Raw genomic sequence first — 19,631 nt, forward strand, 5'->3', positions numbered from 1 at the left:
ATGGCGGAGATCAGGGTTGAGCATCTCAGGAAGGCATTTGGCGATTTCGTCGCCGTGCAGGATTCCAACTTCGTCGTCAGGGATGGCGAGTTCTTCGTCATGCTCGGGCCGTCGGGCTGCGGCAAGACGACGACGCTCAGGATGATCGCCGGGCTCGAGCTGCCGACCGGCGGCAAGATCCTGCTCGGCGGCGAGGACGTCACCATGCGGCGGGCGCGCGAGCGCGACATCGCTTTCGTCTTCCAGCTGTTCGCGCTCTATCCGCACATGAATGTGCGCAAGAACATCGGTTTCCCACTGCTGGCGCAAGGCATGCCCGGCGCCGAAATCCGCGCCAGGGTGGAAGAGACGGCGAAGCTTTTGCGCATCGACCATCTGCTCAACAAATCCGTCTCCGGCCTTGCCGGCGGCGACCGCCAGCGTGTGGCGCTCGGCCGCGCCATCGTGCGGCGGCCAAAATGCTTCCTGATGGACGAGCCGCTCGGCACGCTCGATACCGAATTCCGCGATCTCATGGTCCACGAACTGCGCGAACTGCACAACCGCATCCACGCCACCACGGTCTATGTCACGCACGACCAGATGGAGGCGATGTCGATGGCCGACAAGATCGCGGTGATGAACCACGGCGTCATCGAGCAATTCGGAAGCCCACGCGAAATCTACGACCGGCCGGCGACAATGTTTGTTGCCGACTTCATCGGCTCACCGCCGATGAATTTCCTCGGCTTCGGCGGCGGCCTTTCGAAAGGCGCGAAGGAAATCGTTGTGCAAGGCGCCAAGGTAGCGGTGCCGGAGGTGCGGGAGGATATCGCACCGAGCGACATGGCGCTCGGCATCAGGCCGGAACACATCCGCTTCGATAACAAATCCAGCCTGCGCGGTGCCATCTACGGCACCGAATATCTCGGCACCACGCAGATCGTTGCTGTGGAGACGGCCGACGGCATCATCAAGGCCAGGGTGCCGGCCGAAATCCGGCTCAACCCGGGCGAGCCTGTGGGTCTTTCGCTGAGCAGCGCGCGGCTGTCGCTGTTCGAGAGAGGCTCTGGCCGCGCGGTACGAACCGCGATCCATGACGCGACCGCGGAGGTCCGTCATGGCTGACGTGCACATCAAAGGCGTGACCAAAAGCTTTGGCGAGCAGATCGCCGTCGGTAATCTCGACCTGCACGTCGCCGACGGTGAATTCGTAGTGCTGCTTGGGCCGACCGGCGCCGGCAAGACGACGACGCTGCGCTTGATCGCCGGGCTGGAACGGCCCGACACAGGCACGGTCCATATTGCCGGCCGCGATGCGACGATACTGTCGCCGGCCGAGCGCGACACCGCCTTCGTCTTCCAGCAATATTCGCTCTATCCGCATCTGTCGGTCTACGACAACCTCGCTTTTCCCTTGCGCTCACCGGCGCGGCGGCTGAGCGAAGATGCGGTGCGCCGCCGCGTCGAGGATGTGGCGAGGATGGTGCGCATCCACCACAAGCTGGACAACCGCTCAACCAAGCTCTCCGGCGGCGAGATGCAGCGCGTCGCCATCGGCCGCGCCCTGGTGCGCAAGCCCGCTATCTATTTGATGGACGAGCCGCTGTCGTCGCTCGACGCCAAGCTGCGCGCCGATCTCAGGCTCGAGCTGAAGCGCATCCAGGCCGAGCTCGGTGCCACCATGCTCTATGTCACGCACGACCAGATCGAGGCGATGACCATGGCCGACCGCATCGGCATCCTCGCCGATGGCGTGCTGGTGCAGATCGGCACGCCGCGGACGATCTATTCGCAGCCGGCAAACCTTCATGTCGCCGCCAGGCTCGGCCAGCCGGCGATCAATTTGTTGCCGACCGGGCTGCTGCCCGATGGCGACATGCCGGCGGGAACAAAAACCATTGGCGCGCGTACCGAACATCTGTCGATCGGCAAGGCGTCGAACGGCCACGCCGACGGCATAGTTGACTGGGTCGAGCATCTGGGTGACCAGAACCATCTGCATGTAACGGTAGGCAGCAAGAAACTGGTGACGCTGACCGACCCCGAGACGCAACTGGAAAAGGGCGACAAGGTGACGATCCGCTACCGCGCACCGCTGTTCTTCGACCAGGCTGGCAACAGGATCGCAACCCGATGAGCGCGGAGACGATGGACAAGGTTGATCTGAGGGCGCTGATCATCGCCACCGCCGATACGATCGTAGCTCATGCGGAAGAGCTGACCGCGCTCGACCAGGCAATCGGCGACGGCGACCATGGGCTGAACATGAAGCGTGGCTTCGAAGCGGTGCGGACCGAGGCCGACGCGTTCGCGGCAAAGCCGCTGCCCGAGGCACTGAAGGCGATCGGCACCAAGCTGGTGATGACCGTCGGCGGGGCCTCAGGACCGCTGTTCGGCACGCTGTTCATGGCGCTCGGCAAGGAGATTTCAGCGGAGCCGGATCGCGCCAACCTGGCGGCGGCTTTCGGCAAGGCAATCGAAGCTGTAGCCGCCAGAGGCAAGTCGCAGGCCGGACAAAAGACCATGCTCGACGTGCTGCAGCCGGTGCATGAGGCGCTGTTGCAGGGAAAGACGGCGGCGGAAATCACCGATGTCGCCGGCAGGGCAGCCGATGCGACGGTGCCGATGAAGGCCCTGCGCGGACGCGCTTCGTTTCTTGGCGACCGTTCGATCGGCCATATGGATCCCGGGGCACGCTCGGTCGCGCTTCTGATGCGGGCTGTCGCCGAAACCATCGAGGGGCACTGATGAGCAATGTCGGCATCGTCATCGTATCGCATTCACCGCTGGTCGCCGAGGGCACGGCGGACATGGTGCGCCAGATGGTCGGCGACGAAGTGCCGCTTGCATGGTGCGGCGGAAACGGCCATGGCGGGCTGGGCACCGACGTCGAGGCGATCATGGGCGCCATCGACAAGGCCTGGTCGGAAGCGGGTGTCGCCATACTTGTCGATCTTGGCGGCGCCGAGACCAACAGCGAGATGGCGGTCGAGATGATCGGCGAGCCGCGCGCGCAGAAGATTATCGTCTGCAACGCGCCGATCGTCGAGGGCGCAGTGATGGCGGCAACGGAGGCTTCCGGCGGCGCTTCGCTCCGGGAAGTGGTGGCGACGGCGCATGAATTGTCGCCGTCGTGAATGAACAGGAATTTTGACAGCATGTCCGCATCCGCCGAAGCCACCGTCCTGATCACCCACGAGGTGGGCTTGCATGCGCGCCCTTCGGTGAAATTCACCAAGCTCGCCAAGACGTTCACGGCCGAAGTCGAAGTGGCGCTCGCCGCCAATGGACCGTGGTTCGACGCCAAGAGCATCGTCAAGGTGATGGCGGCCAAGGCGCCGAAGGGTACGATGTTGCATATCAGGGCCAGGGGCGATGGTGCCGGCGAGGCGGTCGGAGCGCTGGTCGAGCTGGTGCGGCGTGATTTCGACGAAGGCGCGGACCATGTCCGAACCGCTTAGGCTGAAGGGAATTTCGGCCTCGGCCGGTTATGCCGAGGGGCCGCTGTTCCATCTCGACCGGATAGCCATGCGCTACGCCGGCAAGGCGACGGTCGCGGACGAGGAAGCCGCGCTCGAGACGGCAATCGGCATTGCGACAGGCCGGCTCGCTGCGCTGATCGAAACAGCCGACCGCGACGCGGCGGGCATTCTCGAGTTTCAGATCGCCATGCTGGAGGACGGCGCGCTGACCGGCCCGGCCCTTGCCGCGGTTAGCTCCGGCCAACCGGCCGATGTGGCATGGCGGCAGGCACTCGACGCGGAGATCGCCGGCTATGAGACATCCGACCAGGAGTATTTTCGCGCGCGTGCCGCCGACATGCGCGACATACGCGACCAGGTGCTGCGCGCGCTGACCGAGGAGAGCGAGAATGCAGCACCTGCAGGCGCCATCTTCTATGGCGAGGACATCGCGCCGACGCGCTTCCTCGAAACCGACTGGAGCTCCGGCGGCGGCATCGCGCTGAAAGCCGGGAGCGCGGCCAGCCATGTCGCCATGCTGGCACGCTCGCGCGGCGTGCCAATGGTGGTCGGGCTTGGCGCTTCGCCGGCCAATCCGGTTGGCATCGCGCTGCTCGATGCCGAGCATGGCGGCATCGTGCTCAAGCCGTCGAAGGCCGAGGTCGAGGCGTTCCGACTGTTGTCATCGTCCTTTGCGGCGCGACGCGAGAAAGCGGAAATCTATCTGCGAAAGCCGGCGGTAACGAAAGCCGGCACCGCGATACGGGTGCAGGTCAACATCGCCGATCCGTCCGATGTCGACGGCATCGATGTCTCGACCTGCGACGGCGTCGGGCTGATGCGCACCGAATTCCTGTTCGGCAAGACGCTGCCGGACGAGGAGACGCAATATCGCGCCTATCGCAAGGTGCTGGAATGGGCCGGCGGCAAGCCGGTGACCATCCGCACCGTCGATGCAGGCGGCGACAAGCCGGTGCCAGGCTTCACCGTCGAGGAAGGCAATCCGTTCCTTGGCCTGCGCGGCATCAGGCTGTCGCTGGCCCGGCCAGAGATCTTCGGGGTGCAGATCCGGGCGCTGCTGCGCGCCGCCGTCCATGGCAATCTGAAAGTGATGTTCCCGATGATCGCCGTCAAGGACGAGTATGAGCGTGCCGCCGCGCTGTTCGCGGAAGAGCAGGCCGGGCTCGCCGCGCGCGGCGTCGTGCAGAAGATGCCGCCGCTCGGCATCATGGTCGAGGTGCCGTCGGCGGCAATCGCACCGGAGGCGTTTGCCGATGTCGCCTTCTTCTCGATCGGCTCGAACGATCTGACCCAGTACGTGATGGCGGCGGCGCGCGACAACGCTTCGGTCGCGCATCTCAATTCGGTCAGGCATCCGGCAGTGCTTCGGCTGATCGCCTCGGTTGCCGCGTTCGGCCGCGCGCAGAAGATTCCGGTCAGCCTGTGCGGCGACGCCGGCGGTGATCCGGCGTCGATTCCGGCGCTGCTCGAAGCCGGCCTGCGCGACCTTTCCGTGGCCCCTGCCCAGCTCGCCATGGCCAAGGCGGCCATCGCGGACGTATCCGTCTAGGGCGGCGCTGCACATGGCCGAGACCGACAAGACGCCTGAACCCGGTTCGGAGGCGGCGATCCGCGCCTACAAGACGATCCTGTCGCATGTCATCGACCAGCGCCCGTCCGGTATGCGCCAGCGCCTTGCCGACGCACTGGGCAAGCACCGCAGCTTCGTCACGCAGATTTCCAGTCCGGCCTATTCCACGCCGATCCCGTCCAGACATTTGCCGGCTATCTTTTCGGTCTGCCATTTCAGCCCGGCCGAGCGCGATCAGTTTCTGGCCGCCTACCACCAGGCGCATCCGGGAAAGATGTCGGTGGCATCAGGCATGCGCAAGACGCGGCACGTATCGCTGATCGTCCCCGATTTCGGCGATGACAAGCAGAATGCGGCGCTTGACCGGGCGGTCAACGATTTCATCCAGAAGATCACCAGCATTGCCGGCAAGAGTGGCGCCTGACATCAGGCAATCTCGGGAGGACAGCTATGAAGAAATTTCTGAATTCCGTGGACACGGTACTGACCGAGAGCCTCGACGGCTTCGTTGCCGCGCACGCCGACATCCTGGCACTCGGCGAGGAGCACAAATTCGTCCGCCGCAAGGCGCTCAAGCCGGGCAAGGTGGCGCTGATCTCGGGCGGCGGCTCGGGCCATGAGCCACTGCATGGCGGGCTGGTCGGCCACGGCATGCTGGATGCCGCCTGCCCCGGCCAGGTCTTCACCTCGCCGACGCCGGACCAGATGATGGCGGCGGCGGAAGCCGTCAACACCGGTGCCGGCTGCCTGTTCATCGTCAAGAACTACGAAGGCGACGTGATGAATTTCGACATGGCGGCCGAGATGTCGGAAGGCATCATGCAAGTAGTGACCAATGACGATGTCGCGGTCGAGAATTCCTCCTACACCACCGGCCGGCGCGGCGTTGCCGGCACGCTGGTGGTCGAGAAGATCGTCGGTGCCGCCGCCGAGCAAGGCATGGCGTTGAAGCAGCTGAAGGCCCTGGGCGAACGCGCCAACGGCGCGACGCGCTCGATGGGCGTAGCGCTGACCAGTTGCACCGTGCCGGCGGCCGGGAAACCGACCTTCGACATCGGCGACGGCGAGATGGAATTTGGCGTCGGTATCCATGGCGAGCCCGGCAGACGCCGCGATCGGCTAAAGAGCGCCGATACGATCACCGAGGAAATCTGCGCAGCGATCCTGGGCGATCTGGGCGACAAGGCGAAAGGCCAGGCACTGCTCTTCGTCAACGGCTTCGGCGGCACGCCGCTGATGGAGCTCTACCTGATGTACAACAGCGCGCGAAAGATCTTCGAAAGCAATGGCGTGACGGTCACCCGCTCACTGGTCGGGTCCTATGTAACCTCGCTCGACATGGCCGGCTGCTCGATCACTCTGAGCATGCTTGACGCCGAGACGACAGCCCTATGGGACGCACCGGTGCATACGGCAGCGCTGCGTTGGGGGATGTAGCCCGCCAGTCGAAGCGGATTTAGCCGGAGTGTTGCTTTTCTTCCCCTGCGGAAGCTAAGAGTTCGCCGGTGTTGGGAGATTGAGTATGCGTTACAATTGGGATCGGGCTCCGACGAGTTTCGAACGTCACCGGAAGGCCTTGGCCGCCGCCATATTGATCGCCGGCGGTGTTGGCCTGATGCTCGCGGCGCTGCCGCTTTAGACAAAAACTCTCAGTGCGCCTGACCGGTCACGGCGATGAAGCGGCGGTCCCGCCCTTCGAACCCCTGGCTGAAGCGCTGCACGAGCACGGCAAGCACGGCCGGCTTGCCCCCGGGGGTGAATTCATAGGATTCCGACAGGCTGTAGGAGGTCGGGCAATTCCTTGAGCCGGGCACGGCCTTGTCCTCGTGCAGCACCTTGAACACCTTGCCATCCTGCCCCTGCAGCGTCAGGCGGAAACCGAGCGCCTTGCCTGTTGTTTCGCCCTGCTGCGTCTCGTCGAAGCTTGACGAGCAATCCGTGGCGCTGTCGGCAAGGATGTGGTCGAGCCGGATGGTCGAGATGCCGAGTTCGCCATGGGACGGCGCCAGCCATTTCTGCGAAACCTGCTCAAGGCGAGTGATGTCGTCATAGGCGATCATGTCGTCTGGAAAGGTGAATCGGTCGAAGGCCGTTCGCTCGCCGCGCATGGCGATGGCATGTCTGGCGATGATCGGCGCCGCCTGCGCGGCGGCCTGTGCCCTCGCCTGCTCCAGCGTCAGCGTCGACTCTTCCGTTTCGTCGACGATATGGATCGGTTTGCCGCCGACGAACTGGTCGGTGCGCGTGTCGATGATGTCGATCTCCGACCAGCCCGAGGCGGAAGCGCCGGCGTCGAGCGTGCCGTATTGCTCGAAGGCGAAATAACTGCCGTCCGGCGAAAAGCCGATGACGCGTCTTGCCGCCGCATCGCCGGCCTCGACGGCTCCTGGGAAGAGCGCAAGGGACGCAGCAACCGCCAGCAGCGGCCATGCGATGGTTCGCCAATGATGCGGCATTGCGTTCACGCCCTTCATTTCACATCGGTGGTCACCGCCGTGAGGCGGTGGCGGTCGAGAAGTAATGGTGCCGAATATCTGCGATGAAGGCGAGATCGGCATGGACGAAATTCAGGGAAGACACGATTGGGAAAAACAGCATAGGCTATTTCCAAAGACGGCAAATCGTTCCTGGGAGGAAGTTGGATGGCGTCACGCTATCACGAGGTCTATGGCGGCTGGAAACGCGATCCGGAAAGGTTTTGGGCGGATGCGGCCCAAGCCATCGACTGGTTCTCGCCTTGGGACAGCGTGTTCGATGCGAAAGCCGGCGTCTATGGGCGCTGGTTCAACGGCGCCTCCTGCAACACCTGCTTCAACGCCGTCGACCGCCATGTGGCAGGCGGCCGCGCCGACCAGATCGCGCTGATCCATGACAGCGCGATTTCTGGGACGATCAGGAAATTCACCTATGCCGAACTGAAGCGCGAGGTGATTGCACTGACCTCGGTGCTTAAGAACCGCGGCATCAGCAAGGGCGACCGCGTCATCATCTACATGCCGATGGTGCCGGAAGCCGCCTTCGCCATGCTTGCCTGCGCCCGGATCGGCGCCGTGCATTCGGTCGTTTTCGGCGGCTTTGCCTCGCACGAGCTCGCCACCCGCATCGACGACGCCAAGCCGAAGCTGATCATTTCCGCTTCCTGCGGCCTGGAGCCCGGACGCGTCGTCGCCTACAAGCCGCTGCTCGACAACGCCATCGAGAATTCCCGGCACAAGCCCGAAGCCTGCCTGATCCTGCAACGCGACCAGTTGCGCTGCGAGCTGAAAGAGAATTACGGCATCGACTATGCCGACGCCGTTGCCCGCGAGCGGGCAGCGGGCGCCAATGTCGACTGCGTTCCGGTGCTTGCCACCGACCCGCTCTACATCATCTACACGTCCGGCACGACTGGCCAGCCGAAGGGCATCGTGCGCGACAATGGCGGCCACATGGTCACCTTGAAATGGTCGATGGAGAACGAATTCGGCGTCAAGCCGGGCGAAGTGTTCTGGGCGGCTTCCGATGTCGGCTGGGTGGTCGGCCATTCCTATATCGTCTACGGCCCGCTGCTGCATGGCTGCACGAGCATCCTGTTTGAGGGCAAGCCGGTCGGCACGCCCGATGCCGGCACCTACTGGCGGGTGATCGCAGAGCATGGCGTCGTCGCGCTGTTTACCGCGCCGACCGCCTTCCGCGCCATCAAGGGGCAGGACCCCAGGGGCGAATTCGTCCCGAAATACGACCTGTCGAAATTCCGCACGCTGTTCCTCGCCGGCGAGCGCGCCGACCCGGAAACCATCAAATGGGCGGAGCAGAAACTGAACGTGCCGGTGATCGACCATTGGTGGCAGACCGAGACCGGCTCGCCGATGACCATGAATCCTGCCGGATTGGGCCTGCTGCCGGTGAAGTACGGCTCGCCCGGCGTGCCGATGCCTGGCTACGACATCCGCGTGCTCGACGATGCCGGCCACGAGGTGCCGCGCGGCACGCTGGGCAATGTCGTGGTAAAGCTGCCATTGCCGGCCGGCTGCCTGCCGACACTGTGGAACGCCGACGACCGGTTTCGCCAAGCCTATCTCGACGAGTTCCCCGGCTTCTACAAGACGGCCGACGCCGGCATGATGGACGAGGATGGCTATCTGTTCGTGATGGCCCGCACCGACGACATCATCAATGTCGCCGGCCATCGGCTGTCGACCGGCGCCATGGAGGAGGTGCTGGCGGCGCATCCCGACGTCGCCGAATGCGCCGTCATCGGCATCGCCGACGCGATGAAGGGCCAGGTTCCGCTCGGCTTCGTCGTGCTGAATTCGGGCGTCGACCGCGATGCCGGCATCATCGAGAACGAGGTGGTCGGGCTGGTGCGCGAGCGGATCGGCCCGGTCGCCGCCTTCAAGACGGTGGTGACGATCAAGCGCCTGCCCAAGACGCGCTCCGGCAAGATCCTGCGCGGCACCATGCAGAAGATCGCCGACAGGCAAGAGTGGACCATGCCGGCCACCATCGACGATCCGGCCATCCTCGACGAGATCGCTGCGGCGCTGAAGGGACGCGGAATCGGGCTGTAAAAATCAGCGTCGCCGAACGGCGCCCAACGAAAGCGGCACACCCCGCTGGCTCCGAGCGCTAAAGCTTCCCAGCCTATATCTCCGGTGGCCTGTCTCTGCTGTGGAATTTCTCCCGCAACGCATGTATCCACGCTTTTGTAAGCGGGGCATGACAGCGTTCCTCACAATCGAGAATCATCTTCTGCCGAGTACCATCTTCAGGCATACGAGCCGCAAACCGTGACCCTGTTCCAGCGATCGAGAAAACCTTCGACTGCCGCGCGCCAGCGCCTGGAAATGGATATGCAGGATACGGTCGTCTATGCGATCGGCGACGTGCACGGGTGCTACAGGGAGCTCCGTTCGCTGGAGCAAAAGATCCTGCTCGATTCGCTGCCTTTGCGCGGACGCAAGATCATCATCATGCTTGGCGACTATGTTGATCGAGGGCTGCAGTCGGCGCGCGTGCTCGATCATCTGCTGGCGCCGCCGCCGAAGGGGTTCCTGCGCATCTGCCTTGCCGGGAACCACGAGGTTGCGATGCTGAATTATCTCGACGGGTACCTTTCGAGGGAGCCCTGGCTGGCGGCAGGCGGCCTCGAAACCCTGTTTTCCTATGGCGTCGACCCGGCGCGACTTGAGGAGCTCTACAACTCAAGCGAGGAGGTCGACCGGCGCATACGGGACATCATTCCCGCCGCTCATATCAGCTTCCTGCGCAGGCTGCCGATCATGGTCTGTTCGAAGAAATTCGTGTTCGTTCACGCCGGGATCAGGCCGGGCATCGATCTCGCCGCCCAGGACGATGGCGACCTGCTCAACATCCGCTCGGACTTCTTCGAAACGGCTCATCTTCTCGACCGTTGGGTGGTGCACGGACATACGCCGGTGGATGTTCCGAAGCTCGACGGGCGCCGGCTCGGGATAGACACCGGCGCCTTTCAGAGCGGGCGGCTGACCGCGCTCAGGATTGCCGGCAAGCACGGCAGGCTGATATTTTCCTGACCTGCCGAAGCGCAGGCTGATCTCAGGCGGCAGCCTTCGTGCGCACGTTCGACTTTTCCAGATAGTAGGCCGAATATTTGTCGAAGAATTTCTCGGAGCCGCCCAGCGATCCGTACTTCGCCAGCTTCTTCAACTCGACCTTATTCAAGACGGCGCCGACGATCTTGTTGGCGATGTAGGGTTCCGAGCTCAACATCGAATGCACCATTGCACGCGGCGTGCGGCCCCATTCGGTCACCAGCACGAAACCGTCGGCAAGCGGTGCGAAGGCCTTGGCATCGACCACGGGGCCGAGCGGTGGCAGATCGACGATGATATACTCGAAAGTCTCCTTGGCGTTCTCGATGAATCGCCGCATTCCGGCCGACGACAGAAGTTCGCTTGTGTGCGAGAATTGGCCACGCAGGACGGCCGGGATGATCGCCAGCTTCGTCTGCCGGTCGATCTTGCCGACGGACTGCCAGGTCTGGCCCCTGACCACAGCTTCCATCAGACCTTGCTCGGCCCCCATGCCAAGGCTGCGGCTGAGGCCCGGATTGCGCAGATCGCCGTCTATTAGCAGCGTTTTCGAGCCGTTGGCGGCCAGCAATCCCGCCAGATTTGCTGCTATCGTCGACTTGCCCTCGCCCGGGAGAACCGAGATCACGCCGATGACCCGGCTGCCTTGCCCTTCCATCACGACATCGAAAGCGATCTTGGCATTGCGGAGTGTTTCGGAGAACATCGACGCCGGGGCATCGATGCTCACTCTCATTCGGGCCCGATTTTCGGCGGTCGACAAATTGTCGACGGGTTTGACATCCGCCTTACCGTCATCGCGCTTGCTGTCCTTGACGAGCTTGCCGCCGATCGTCGGCAGGTAGCCGAGGAATTTGAGGCCGACGCGATCGCGAACGTCCTCGCCCGTTCTGAAGAACCGCTCGTTGAATTCATTCAAGCCGCCAAACCCGGCTCCCATGAGGACGCCAAGCACAAGCGAAAGCGCCAACACCTTCATCGTGCTCGGGCTCGCGGCCGAAAGAGGCATCGCCGCATCCGAGATGATACGAACCTTGCCGACCGGGAAGGTCTGCTGCTGCGTGGCTTCCTCGTAGCGGCCCAGGAACGTCTGGTAGAGCGTGCTCAGCGCGGTTGCCTGCTGGTCCAGTTCACGCAACTTGACCTGCGACTGGTTGTCTATCGAGCTCTTGCCGGCCGCGGCTGCGACATTTTGCCTGAGCGCCGTCTCGCGCTGGAGAGCGACTTCATAATCGTTGCGGTAGCTTTCGGTCAGTTGATTCAATTGATCAAAGATCTGCTTTGATACATCTGCCTTTTCCTTGGCCAGTGCGACCGCCTGGGGATGCTCGGGGCCGAAGTTGTTCTGGACGTCCTGCAGCCGTTTGGCGACATTCAGATAGCGGGTCTTGAGCCCTGCGATGATCGAACTGCCCGGCTGGTCGCTTGATATCGCCGCATCCTTGAACGCACCTTCCGAACCGCTTTCCACGATTGCCTTGTATTGCTGATAGCGGGCACCGGCGCGGGCGGTATCGGCCTGCGCGACAATGAGCTGGGTATTCAGATCGGACAATTGCTTGTCGCTGATCAACTGGCCATCGGCGTTGGAGGCCAATCCATGTTCGGCCCTGAACTTCTCGACGGCCATTGCCGCGCGCTGCGAACTCTCGCGCAGTTCGGTCAGCCTGCCCTGCAGCCAGACCGCTGCCCGTTCGGTTGCGTCGAAACTCGCATTGAGTTGGTCGGCGAGATAGGCCTCGGAATAGGCTTTGGTGATCGCCGTCGCCAACGCCGGATTTGTCGACTGGTAGCTGATGGAGATCACATAGCTTCGGCCGACGCGCTGCGCCATCACCTCGTTCTGCAGCTTGAGGATCGCATAGTCGCGGCGTGCCGAGGCGATCATGGCGTCGCGCGTCGCCGGGTCAACCTGGGTGACGTCGCCAGCTACGCCGGGTACCGCGGGGCTGTGACGAAAGTACCGGACCACGCCGCGCACAAAGCCGATGCCCTGCGACAGGGCCGACACCGGGGGATTCATGAAATCGTTATTCTGGTCGAGCTTCAGCTTGTCGACGACCACAGCCGCCAGCCTCGCCGACGTGAGAATTTCGATCTGGCTGAGAAGGGCGGCGTCAGTCTGCATGCTGACCGACGCCGCAGAGACCTCGTCGACGACCTTGTTCAACCCTTCGTCGATCAGCACGCTGCTGGCCGACATGTAGGTGGGCGGCGTGGTCTGCAGATAGAGCACGCCCATAAAAAGACCGATGAAGGCACATACCGCAACCACCTTCGCCTGGCGGGCAGCCATGCCAAGCAGGCGCTCGATGTCGATGAAGTCCTCACCTTTTTCCGTATCGGAATTTGGCAATGGCATCCTCTTGTCGAGAGGAAAGTTGGCATAATTCATCTTCGGTCCAATTCTAGGTTGCAGGCGCTATCAGGCCTCGAAGATTGGTGGGGCACGGCCAAAAAGCCACGCAAACTTCATGCCGAATCGCGCGAGGCCTGACTGGCCAGCGAAGCGGCATGTGTTGCACCGTCATTAACGCATATACACCCAAAAAATGGGCATTATGCGGCTTCTTCCCGGCGTTCATGCGACCGGACGAACTCCTGAAGCATATCGAAAATAGGCCCCTTCATATCGTCGCGCGCCAGAGCGAACGCGACATTGGCCTGGATGAACCCTTCCTTCGAGCCGCAGTCGAACATGCGGCCGTTGAAGGGCTGGGCGAAAAAGGCCTGGTTCTGCGACAGGCGGACCATGGCGTCGGTAAGCTGGATCTCGTTGCCGGCGCCGCGTTGCTGATTGCCCAGCAGCGAGAAAATCTCGGGCTGCAGGATATAGCGGCCGTTGATGTAGAAGTTCGACGGCGCATTGGCAGGCGCCGGTTTTTCGACCATGGCCGTCACCTCGAAGCCGGTGCCGACATCCGCGCCACGGCCGACGATGCCGTACTTGCTGGTCTCGTTCGGGTCGCAACGTTCGACGGCAATGACATTGCCGCCGGTCTGGGCATAAAGGTCGGTAATCTCGGCAAGGCATCCGCGCCCGCCAAAGGACACCATGTCGGGGAGCAGCAATGCGAAGGGCTCATCGCCGATGACCTCGCGCGCGCACCATACCGCATGGCCGAGACCTTGCGGCGACTGTTGGCGGATGAAGCTCGTGGCGCCGGCGACGGGAAGCAGGCCTTCAAGCGACTGGAGTTGCGCCTTCTTGCCGGTCTGCTCCAAAGTGCCGATCAGTTCAGGATGCAGATCGAAATAGTCTTCGATGACAGCCTTGTTGCGACCCGTCACGAACACGATGTGCTCGATCCCGGCTTCGAACGCCTCGTCTACCGCATACTGGACGACGGGCCTGTCGACGACCGGCAGCATTTCCTTCGGCATGGACTTGGTCGCCGGCAGGAACCGCGTTCCAAGCCCCGCTACCGGTATGACTGCCTTCCTGACTTTCTTCATTGCATATTCCTTCTGAGGAGATCGACTTCACCCATTGCAGGCCATGAAAACCCTTTTTCACTCACCTGCACTCTTCACCTCCCCGCCCACGGCAAACTGTGCCGCCACCCTTCGCAGCCGGACGCCGATCGGCATGCCCATATGCCGAACCGCCGCCGGATCACTGAGCGCTGTCCATATCGCCTTAAGCGGAGACCGCGCCTTGATGTGCTGGACCAAAGACAGGAACGATGCCGCCCTGCGCAAGCTGCGGCCGCGCTTGGCGAATGCGGCTGCGGCGTCTGCGTCCATGGAATGGGTTCTGGCGAAGACGGCATCGGCCTTGCGCATCGCCTCGACGTGATGGAGTTCGAGCACGCGGGATATGGAGCCGGTGCGGATGTGGTAGACATAGCCGGTCGCCGGCTCGACCACGCATTTTCCACCCTTGGCCAGAGCGCTGGCCAGCAAGATGTAATCTTCGCCGATGATCAAATTTTCATCATAGCGAAGCCCGTTCTCGTCCAGGAACCGGCGCTGGAAGATCGGCTTGAGATAGCCGAGGTTGAACCTGGACTCGAAAATCACATTGCCGGCGATGTAGTCGGCGAGCGAGATTTCGCTCAAGCCTTCCATGTAGTCGATGGGAAACATCGTCTCTTCGGCGACGCCGTCCTCGCGAACGACCTGGAGGTTGTCCACCGCTATCTCGGCGCCCGCCTTTTCTGCACGGTCGATCATGGCGCGGATCCGTCCCGGATAGACGGCATCGTCGGAATCCAGAACCGCAATCCACCTGCCGCGGGCGAGATCGAGGCCTGCATTCCTGGCGCCGCCGGGACCACGATTTTGCTCAAGCGCTACGACGCGCACGATGTCTTGCGGGTAGGACCGCGCCACGTCTAGCGTCCCGTCGCGCGACTTGTCGTCGACGACGATCACCTCGACGGTGATGTCGCGCTGGGCGATGGCACTGGCAATCGCCCGGTCAATGGTCGCCTCGGCATTGTAGGCGGCGATGACGAAGGTGACGTCAGGCTGCACGCTTGCCCCCTTCCTGCGGCGAGGACAGACCATATTGGCGAATTTCGCGAACGCCGACGAGGCCGCTCACGACGCCGACATGCATGATGCCGCGAAGCACGCTGCGGTTTCTGCGAACCGGGCTGACGGCCGTCACGACCGCCGAGGCGAAACAGTAGGCCGCCTTCGCAGAGGCAAGGCCGACTTGCACGGCCAGCCTGAGACCGCTCGCATTGCTGCCCAGAAGGTGCCCGTGCGTCTGGCCGAAGCGAAACCGGCGGCGGCCGAGCCAGTCGAACGCGGCCCTGGCGCGCGGCACCACCTCATCGACCCGGGCCTCCGGCGAAAAGGCAATGCGGCCGCCGGCCTTGACCATCTGATCGAAGAACTCGGTATCCTCGCCGCCGGTCTGGCCGCGCGCCAGGCTGAAGCGGCGGCCGCGAAGGCTCTCGTCGCTCATCCTGAGCAGGACGTTGCAAGTGTAACCGGTGCGGATCTCGCCGCGCACCCAGACGGGCAGGGTCGAGTGGAAATCGCCTTTGCGCATCCAGTCCGGCGCGTCCGATCCATAATGCGCCCGCACCGGCCCGAGCACCGCTACGGCACCGCTTGTCTCTGCCGTCGCGACCAGTTCGGCGAGCCACCGCGACGACGCGGTCTCATCGTCGTCGATGAAGGCGACAAGGTCCGCCGTACTGGCGTCGAGGCACGCGTTGCGGGCAATCGAGATGTTGCGCGCGGGAGCGTGCCGGTAGGTGACCGCCAGCTTCAATTCTCTAGCCAGCGTCGTCACCAGCGCCCGGGCAGTCGGCGCATCGTCATTGTCGGCAACAATGACACCGATCTCGAACCCCGAAGGCCTGTCCATGGCGGCTATCGAGCGAAGCGTGTCGGCAAGCTCCGGCCGCCGAAACGTACAGACCGAGATGTCAATGCTGCGGTTCTTTCCGGCCACGCCCATCACGCCACCCTGCGCTCAGACCGCGGGCGCAGCAGCTGCAGCCAGAAGCCCACAGACCAGCCAAAATGCATGACCATTGCCGAAACCCCGGCCAGTGCGATATCCGGATTGCGCTGGCTGACGGCGGTCCACACGCCATAGCCGAGGCAAACCGACGCCCATACCAGAAGCGGTACGGCCGCCAGCCAGTGTACGAAGGAAAAAGCTGCAAGCAGAACAACGGGAAACACCAGGAGCGGCACCATTTGCCGGACCTTCGGGATCACTCGGTGCTTGAGAACGTTCTTGGCGCGGCCGCGGCCATAGCCGAGATACTGAAAGTAAAGGCCCTTCAGCGAGGAGCGCGGATAGTACACCATCTGCGTCTTGCCGCTCATCCAGATGCGGTAGCCGGCCTGGCGGAGCCGATAGTCGAGCTCGGCATCCTCGTTGTGGCTGAACGTCTCGTCGTAGCCGCCCACCGGCGTGAAAGCCGATATGCGCATCAGCGCATGATGACCGTGGTCGACCCATTCTCCGGCCGAAAGGTGCCGGTGCTTGGAGCCGCCGGTACCGAGCCTGGAGTTCTGTGCCGCCGCAACCGCCTTCTGCACCGCACCGCTGCCGCTGGTCAGCATGGAGACAACGACCGAATCCGCGCCGGTGGCGAGCGCCTCCTCGACCAGCCGGTCGCAGTAGTCCGCGGGATAGCCGCCATGGGCGTCGATACGGATGAGGTATTCCGCGCCGTCACCGAACGTGTCGACGGCGAGATTGACCGCGGCGCTCTGGATGCGCTTGTCGTTGTGGACAAGGATGACCAGCGGATCCCTTGCGGCGATCTCCCCGACGATGCCCAGGGTGCCGTCGGTACTGCCGCCGTCCGCAACGATGATGCGGGCGCCGAGCCTTTCGGCGGCAGGGCGAAGCTGCTCAAGCAGCGCGCCGATATGCGCCGCCTCGTTCAGGCACGGAATCACGATCAGGCTTGGCGGAAGCGCTTCCGTTTGCGTCATCGGCACTTGTCCATCCTCGGCCATGCTACGCCAATGCTTCGGCTACGAGGGGATCAGATGGCGCCGCCAGGCCACTGAGTTTGTCGACGAAGGCCCGGCAATCGCTGCGATTGTAACTCCATGTTCGCGGGTTGCGGGCAAGCACGTCTCCGCGCAATTTCCGGAAACGATCCTCGTCCATCTTGCCGAGCGCGGACTCGAGCGCCGCGGGCGAGGCCTCAGGCAGCAAAATGCCGAGACCCTGTCGTTGGAGGAACCGCCCGGTCTCGGTGTTGCCCATCGAGATCGGCACGGCGCCGAAGCGGCAGCCTTCATAGAGGCGGTTGGGAAGCAGCCATTCGGAATTCTGCCCCTCCTCGAAAAAATCGATCGCCCAGGAAAAATGAACCTCCTGGTAGATCGCCGCCATATCCTCGGGGTTGCGGTAGGGTCCGCGAAACGAGAGCCAGGGCTCGGATTCGACGAAAGCGTGAAAATCGGGAAATTCGGACAGGGCCGGACGGCCCCTGAGGATGATCTCGAATCGCCCATCGAGCCGGCGGGAGAATTCGGCCAGAAGTTCGAGCGAGCGGCGACAGCGGAGTGCGCCGAACCAGCCGATCCGCCAAGGCGGAGCAACAGGCGTTTCCGCCCTCAATCGATCATCCGCTAGGACCGGCGCGGTTTCGAAATATTTGTTTTCGACCAACTCCACCGGCGCGGCAACCTGTCCAAAAGGCTTGAAATAGTTGGCGACGAACGCCGGCGAACTCGTGACGAGGAGCTTAACGTCCCTGGCCAGATAGCGTTCCGCGGCGCGTATCGCTTTGCCCAGATAATCGTCGCGAAGCACCAGGCGATGAATATCGAGACATTCGTAGACGATCGGTACCGCTGCCCGGAACGTCGCTCTAGCGCGCCGGGCGAGCGCCAACATTTCCAGGTTGCGCGCGATGATCAGGTCGGGCCTCGGTATTGCAGGACTCGAGGCGGCAAGCTTCGATCCGATCGAAACCATCGCCTTGGCGATCGCCGTCAGGCGCTGGCCGAATCGGCCGTCGCGCGTCGCGCCGAGGTCGATCGGCCGCAATCCATCGACGTCCGCGATCGGACTCGCGGTGCGACGGAAACCGGCTAGCGTGACCTGGGCGCCACCTGCCCTGAGCATTATGATCCGTCGGCGCACTGCCGGGTCGGAAACGTCATGCACAAGGTACAAGACATGCAGCATGAAAACTCTACCGCTGTTAGCCCGCCCATGAAGATGGTAGTACAGCCTTTGCTGCAGCGCAACATTTTTGGCGCAGCGGAGCAAAAAACAAAACGTTTTTTGTTGCGCTGCAAAATCGATGCGTTACTCTCGACCCTGCTTGAGCGCCACTCCGATTACGCGCTGACCACCCGCTCGGTTCAGCGCAAAAATGGTAACGCGGACCGTATCGGGATCGTCCTGACGCACGGATTTTGTCGGCCGCTATACCCGTCTTGAGCACCGCTGGCCCAGCCGTAGCCCTTACCCGCAAAATGAGGTGAATCCATGAAGATCGCGGTCGAAAACACAGTCTGCCTGAACACAGGGGACGCAGCGATTCTCCTGGCGATTCGCCACATCCTCAAGACGGTTGCGCAAGGCGATGTTGATTTCTTCGTGTTCGACAGCCAGCCAGAGGTCGCAGCAAGGCTCTACCCGAAGCAGGAATATCCCGACCTCGAATTTCACAAGCTGCTGTCGGAGTCGCTATTCAAGTACAAATACGGACGCGGGCTGAAGAACCTGGTCAAGCCGATCTATAACCGGCTCGTCCTTCAGGCCCTGCGTCGATTTGACCACAAAGGTGCCCTCGGCACTTTCTTCAGCCGGAATGACCGCCGCGGTCTTGATATTTACAAAGACGCCGACCTCGTGATCACGACCGGCGGGACCTATCTCGTCGAGAACTACAATCTCGAAAGACGTCTCAACCAGTTCCGGATCGATGCGATCCTCGGCAAGGATCCGGTCTTCTTCACGCAATCGCTCGGCCCTTTCAACAAAAGCTACAACCGCCAGGAATTGGCCCCGATTTTCGACCGCAGCCCGCTCATCCTGCTGCGCGACGAACGATCCCGAAACCATATCCTCGGTCTGGTGAAAGATCCCGGCAAGTGCCACGTGGTGGCCGACGCCGTCTTTGCCCTGGCCGATACCGACAGGATCGGAAAACGTCTGGCCTCGGCCCAACCGCCAGAGACGACGGGCCGCGTCGCCATTTCCGTTCGCCACTGGAACTACGTTAGCGATGGCGAAGGCGGCATGCGCCGCTATCTCGATTCGATCCGCGAGATCGCGACCATTCTTGTCAGGGACCATGCCAAGGAAGTGACCTTCGTCTCCACCTGCCAGGGCGTACCCGAATACGCCCATGACGATTCCAAGACGGCACGGGCGATCGTTGCCGAGCTCGCTCCGGAGATCGCCAAACATATCACCGTGGACGCTTCGTTCCACACGCCGGACCAGCTGATGGCGTTGGTGAAAGGCTTCGACTTCGTCGTCGCCACGCGCATGCACATGATGATCATGTCGCTCTGCGTCGGCACGCCGGTGCTGCCAATCGCCTATGAATTCAAGACCAAGGAAGTCGCCAGCCGCATCGGTGTCGCCGACGTGCT

18 protein-coding genes and 1 pseudogene are annotated in these 19,631 nt (G+C 62.9%); 12 read left to right on the plus strand and 7 right to left on the minus strand.

Annotated elements, in window-relative coordinates:
* From EN859_RS13720 to dhaK, 8 genes are read left to right on the plus strand one after another with little or no spacing between them, the layout of a single operon-like run.
* Positions 1-1,107: an ABC transporter ATP-binding protein gene (locus tag EN859_RS13720; protein WP_127853559.1), complete on the plus strand. Its 1,107-nt coding sequence runs from the start codon at positions 1-3 to the stop codon at positions 1,105-1,107.
* A complete protein-coding gene (locus EN859_RS13725) occupies positions 1,100-2,119 on the plus strand; it encodes an ABC transporter ATP-binding protein (RefSeq protein WP_127853558.1) in 1,020 nt (339 codons plus the stop codon). The genes EN859_RS13720 and EN859_RS13725 overlap by 8 nt, the downstream gene beginning before the upstream one ends.
* An 11-nt stretch (positions 2,120-2,130) precedes the next feature.
* Positions 2,131-2,730: a dihydroxyacetone kinase subunit DhaL gene (gene dhaL / locus EN859_RS13730; protein WP_127853599.1), complete on the plus strand. Its 600-nt coding sequence runs from the start codon at positions 2,131-2,133 to the stop codon at positions 2,728-2,730.
* The gene (gene dhaM, locus EN859_RS13735; RefSeq protein WP_127853557.1) at positions 2,730-3,119 is read left to right on the plus strand and encodes a dihydroxyacetone kinase phosphoryl donor subunit DhaM; all 390 of its coding nucleotides are present in this window, start codon (positions 2,730-2,732) and stop codon (positions 3,117-3,119) included. The genes dhaL and dhaM overlap by 1 nt, the downstream gene beginning before the upstream one ends.
* A gap of 21 nt (positions 3,120-3,140) precedes the next feature.
* Positions 3,141-3,443 (plus strand): HPr family phosphocarrier protein, encoded by a 303-nt coding sequence (locus EN859_RS13740; protein ID WP_127853556.1) that lies wholly within the window; start codon positions 3,141-3,143, stop codon positions 3,441-3,443.
* Positions 3,427-5,013, plus strand: coding sequence for a phosphoenolpyruvate--protein phosphotransferase (gene ptsP, locus EN859_RS13745; RefSeq protein ID WP_127853555.1), 1,587 nt, complete (start codon positions 3,427-3,429; stop codon positions 5,011-5,013). Before EN859_RS13740 ends, ptsP begins: the two co-directional genes overlap by 17 nt.
* A gap of 13 nt (positions 5,014-5,026) precedes the next feature.
* Positions 5,027-5,458: a hypothetical protein gene (locus tag EN859_RS13750; RefSeq protein ID WP_127853554.1), complete on the plus strand. Its 432-nt coding sequence runs from the start codon at positions 5,027-5,029 to the stop codon at positions 5,456-5,458.
* A 26-nt stretch (positions 5,459-5,484) separates the two neighbouring features.
* Positions 5,485-6,471 carry a dihydroxyacetone kinase subunit DhaK gene (gene dhaK, locus EN859_RS13755; protein ID WP_127853553.1) on the plus strand — a complete coding sequence of 329 codons (987 nt, stop codon included), beginning with the start codon at positions 5,485-5,487 and terminating at the stop codon, positions 6,469-6,471.
* 212 nt (positions 6,472-6,683) lie between these two features.
* Here the strand turns inward: dhaK and EN859_RS13760 are convergent, their stop codons facing one another.
* Positions 6,684-7,508 (minus strand): DUF2259 domain-containing protein, encoded by an 825-nt coding sequence (locus tag EN859_RS13760; protein ID WP_245525563.1) that lies wholly within the window; start codon positions 7,506-7,508, stop codon positions 6,684-6,686.
* 168 nt (positions 7,509-7,676) lie between these two features.
* On the opposite strand from EN859_RS13760, the gene EN859_RS13765 reads away from it, so the two are divergent.
* Entirely contained in the window at positions 7,677-9,584 is a 1,908-nt protein-coding gene (locus EN859_RS13765; RefSeq protein WP_127853552.1) for a propionyl-CoA synthetase, read from the plus strand.
* 276 nt (positions 9,585-9,860) lie between these two features.
* Positions 9,861-10,568 carry a metallophosphoesterase gene (locus EN859_RS13770; RefSeq protein ID WP_245525573.1) on the plus strand — a complete coding sequence of 236 codons (708 nt, stop codon included), beginning with the start codon at positions 9,861-9,863 and terminating at the stop codon, positions 10,566-10,568.
* A 22-nt stretch (positions 10,569-10,590) separates the two neighbouring features.
* Here EN859_RS13770 and EN859_RS13775 read toward each other — a convergent pair whose 3' ends face one another.
* From EN859_RS13775 to EN859_RS13800, 6 genes are all read right to left on the minus strand, one after another.
* Positions 10,591-12,981 carry an AAA family ATPase gene (locus EN859_RS13775; RefSeq protein ID WP_127853550.1) on the minus strand — a complete coding sequence of 797 codons (2,391 nt, stop codon included), beginning with the start codon at positions 12,979-12,981 and terminating at the stop codon, positions 10,591-10,593.
* A gap of 164 nt (positions 12,982-13,145) precedes the next feature.
* On the minus strand, positions 13,146-14,042 hold the full coding sequence (locus EN859_RS13780) for a UTP--glucose-1-phosphate uridylyltransferase (RefSeq protein WP_127853549.1): 897 nt from the start codon (positions 14,040-14,042) through the stop codon (positions 13,146-13,148).
* A 57-nt stretch (positions 14,043-14,099) separates the two neighbouring features.
* Complete coding sequence (locus EN859_RS13785; RefSeq protein ID WP_245525564.1) at positions 14,100-15,065, minus strand: glycosyltransferase family 2 protein; 966 nt, start codon at positions 15,063-15,065, stop codon at positions 14,100-14,102.
* Positions 15,055-16,005: a glycosyltransferase family 2 protein gene (locus tag EN859_RS13790; RefSeq protein ID WP_127853547.1), complete on the minus strand. Its 951-nt coding sequence runs from the start codon at positions 16,003-16,005 to the stop codon at positions 15,055-15,057. Before EN859_RS13790 ends, EN859_RS13785 begins: the two co-directional genes overlap by 11 nt.
* A complete protein-coding gene (locus EN859_RS13795; protein ID WP_127853546.1) occupies positions 16,005-17,000 on the minus strand; it encodes a glycosyltransferase family 2 protein in 996 nt (331 codons plus the stop codon). Before EN859_RS13795 ends, EN859_RS13790 begins: the two co-directional genes overlap by 1 nt.
* Before the next feature lie 25 nt (positions 17,001-17,025).
* A complete protein-coding gene (locus EN859_RS13800; RefSeq protein ID WP_127853545.1) occupies positions 17,026-18,210 on the minus strand; it encodes a glycosyltransferase in 1,185 nt (394 codons plus the stop codon).
* Between EN859_RS13800 and EN859_RS13805 the strand changes: the two genes are divergently transcribed.
* Together EN859_RS13805 and EN859_RS13810 are read left to right on the plus strand one after the other, a co-directional pair.
* Positions 18,202-18,468, plus strand: a complete 267-nt coding sequence (locus EN859_RS13805) for a hypothetical protein (RefSeq protein WP_127853544.1) — start codon at positions 18,202-18,204, stop codon at positions 18,466-18,468. The two genes, EN859_RS13800 and EN859_RS13805, sit on opposite strands and share 9 nt — an antisense overlap.
* 48 nt (positions 18,469-18,516) lie before the next feature.
* Positions 18,517-19,569: pseudogene (locus EN859_RS13810) on the plus strand (polysaccharide pyruvyl transferase family protein); the annotation flags it as partial.
* Between the last annotated feature and the right edge of the window lie 62 nt (positions 19,570-19,631).

It is taken from the genome of Mesorhizobium sp. M00.F.Ca.ET.216.01.1.1 (genome assembly GCF_004010325.2).
Taxonomy (GTDB): Bacteria; Pseudomonadota; Alphaproteobacteria; order Rhizobiales; family Rhizobiaceae; genus Mesorhizobium.

Bases quoted from the DNA above. Each gene is read 5' to 3' on its own strand.
- EN859_RS13795 (WP_127853546.1), bottom strand. From the start codon at position 17,000: ATGACGCAAACGGAAGCGCTTCCGCCAAGCCTGATCGTGATTCCGTGC.
- EN859_RS13720 (WP_127853559.1), top strand. From the start codon at position 1: ATGGCGGAGATCAGGGTTGAGCATCTCAGGAAGGCATTTGGCGATTTC.
- ptsP (WP_127853555.1), top strand. From the start codon at position 3,427: ATGTCCGAACCGCTTAGGCTGAAGGGAATTTCGGCCTCGGCCGGTTAT.
- dhaL (WP_127853599.1), top strand. From the start codon at position 2,131: ATGGACAAGGTTGATCTGAGGGCGCTGATCATCGCCACCGCCGATACG.
- EN859_RS13780 (WP_127853549.1), bottom strand. From the start codon at position 14,042: ATGAAGAAAGTCAGGAAGGCAGTCATACCGGTAGCGGGGCTTGGAACG.
- EN859_RS13750 (WP_127853554.1), top strand. From the start codon at position 5,027: ATGGCCGAGACCGACAAGACGCCTGAACCCGGTTCGGAGGCGGCGATC.
- EN859_RS13805 (WP_127853544.1), top strand. From the start codon at position 18,202: ATGCAGCATGAAAACTCTACCGCTGTTAGCCCGCCCATGAAGATGGTA.
- EN859_RS13770 (WP_245525573.1), top strand. From the start codon at position 9,861: ATGGATATGCAGGATACGGTCGTCTATGCGATCGGCGACGTGCACGGG.
- dhaK (WP_127853553.1), top strand. From the start codon at position 5,485: ATGAAGAAATTTCTGAATTCCGTGGACACGGTACTGACCGAGAGCCTC.
- EN859_RS13765 (WP_127853552.1), top strand. From the start codon at position 7,677: ATGGCGTCACGCTATCACGAGGTCTATGGCGGCTGGAAACGCGATCCG.
- EN859_RS13800 (WP_127853545.1), bottom strand. From the start codon at position 18,210: ATGCTGCATGTCTTGTACCTTGTGCATGACGTTTCCGACCCGGCAGTG.
- dhaM (WP_127853557.1), top strand. From the start codon at position 2,730: ATGAGCAATGTCGGCATCGTCATCGTATCGCATTCACCGCTGGTCGCC.
- EN859_RS13775 (WP_127853550.1), bottom strand. From the start codon at position 12,981: ATGAATTATGCCAACTTTCCTCTCGACAAGAGGATGCCATTGCCAAAT.
- EN859_RS13760 (WP_245525563.1), bottom strand. From the start codon at position 7,508: ATGAAGGGCGTGAACGCAATGCCGCATCATTGGCGAACCATCGCATGG.
- EN859_RS13725 (WP_127853558.1), top strand. From the start codon at position 1,100: ATGGCTGACGTGCACATCAAAGGCGTGACCAAAAGCTTTGGCGAGCAG.
- EN859_RS13790 (WP_127853547.1), bottom strand. From the start codon at position 16,005: ATGGGCGTGGCCGGAAAGAACCGCAGCATTGACATCTCGGTCTGTACG.
- EN859_RS13740 (WP_127853556.1), top strand. From the start codon at position 3,141: ATGTCCGCATCCGCCGAAGCCACCGTCCTGATCACCCACGAGGTGGGC.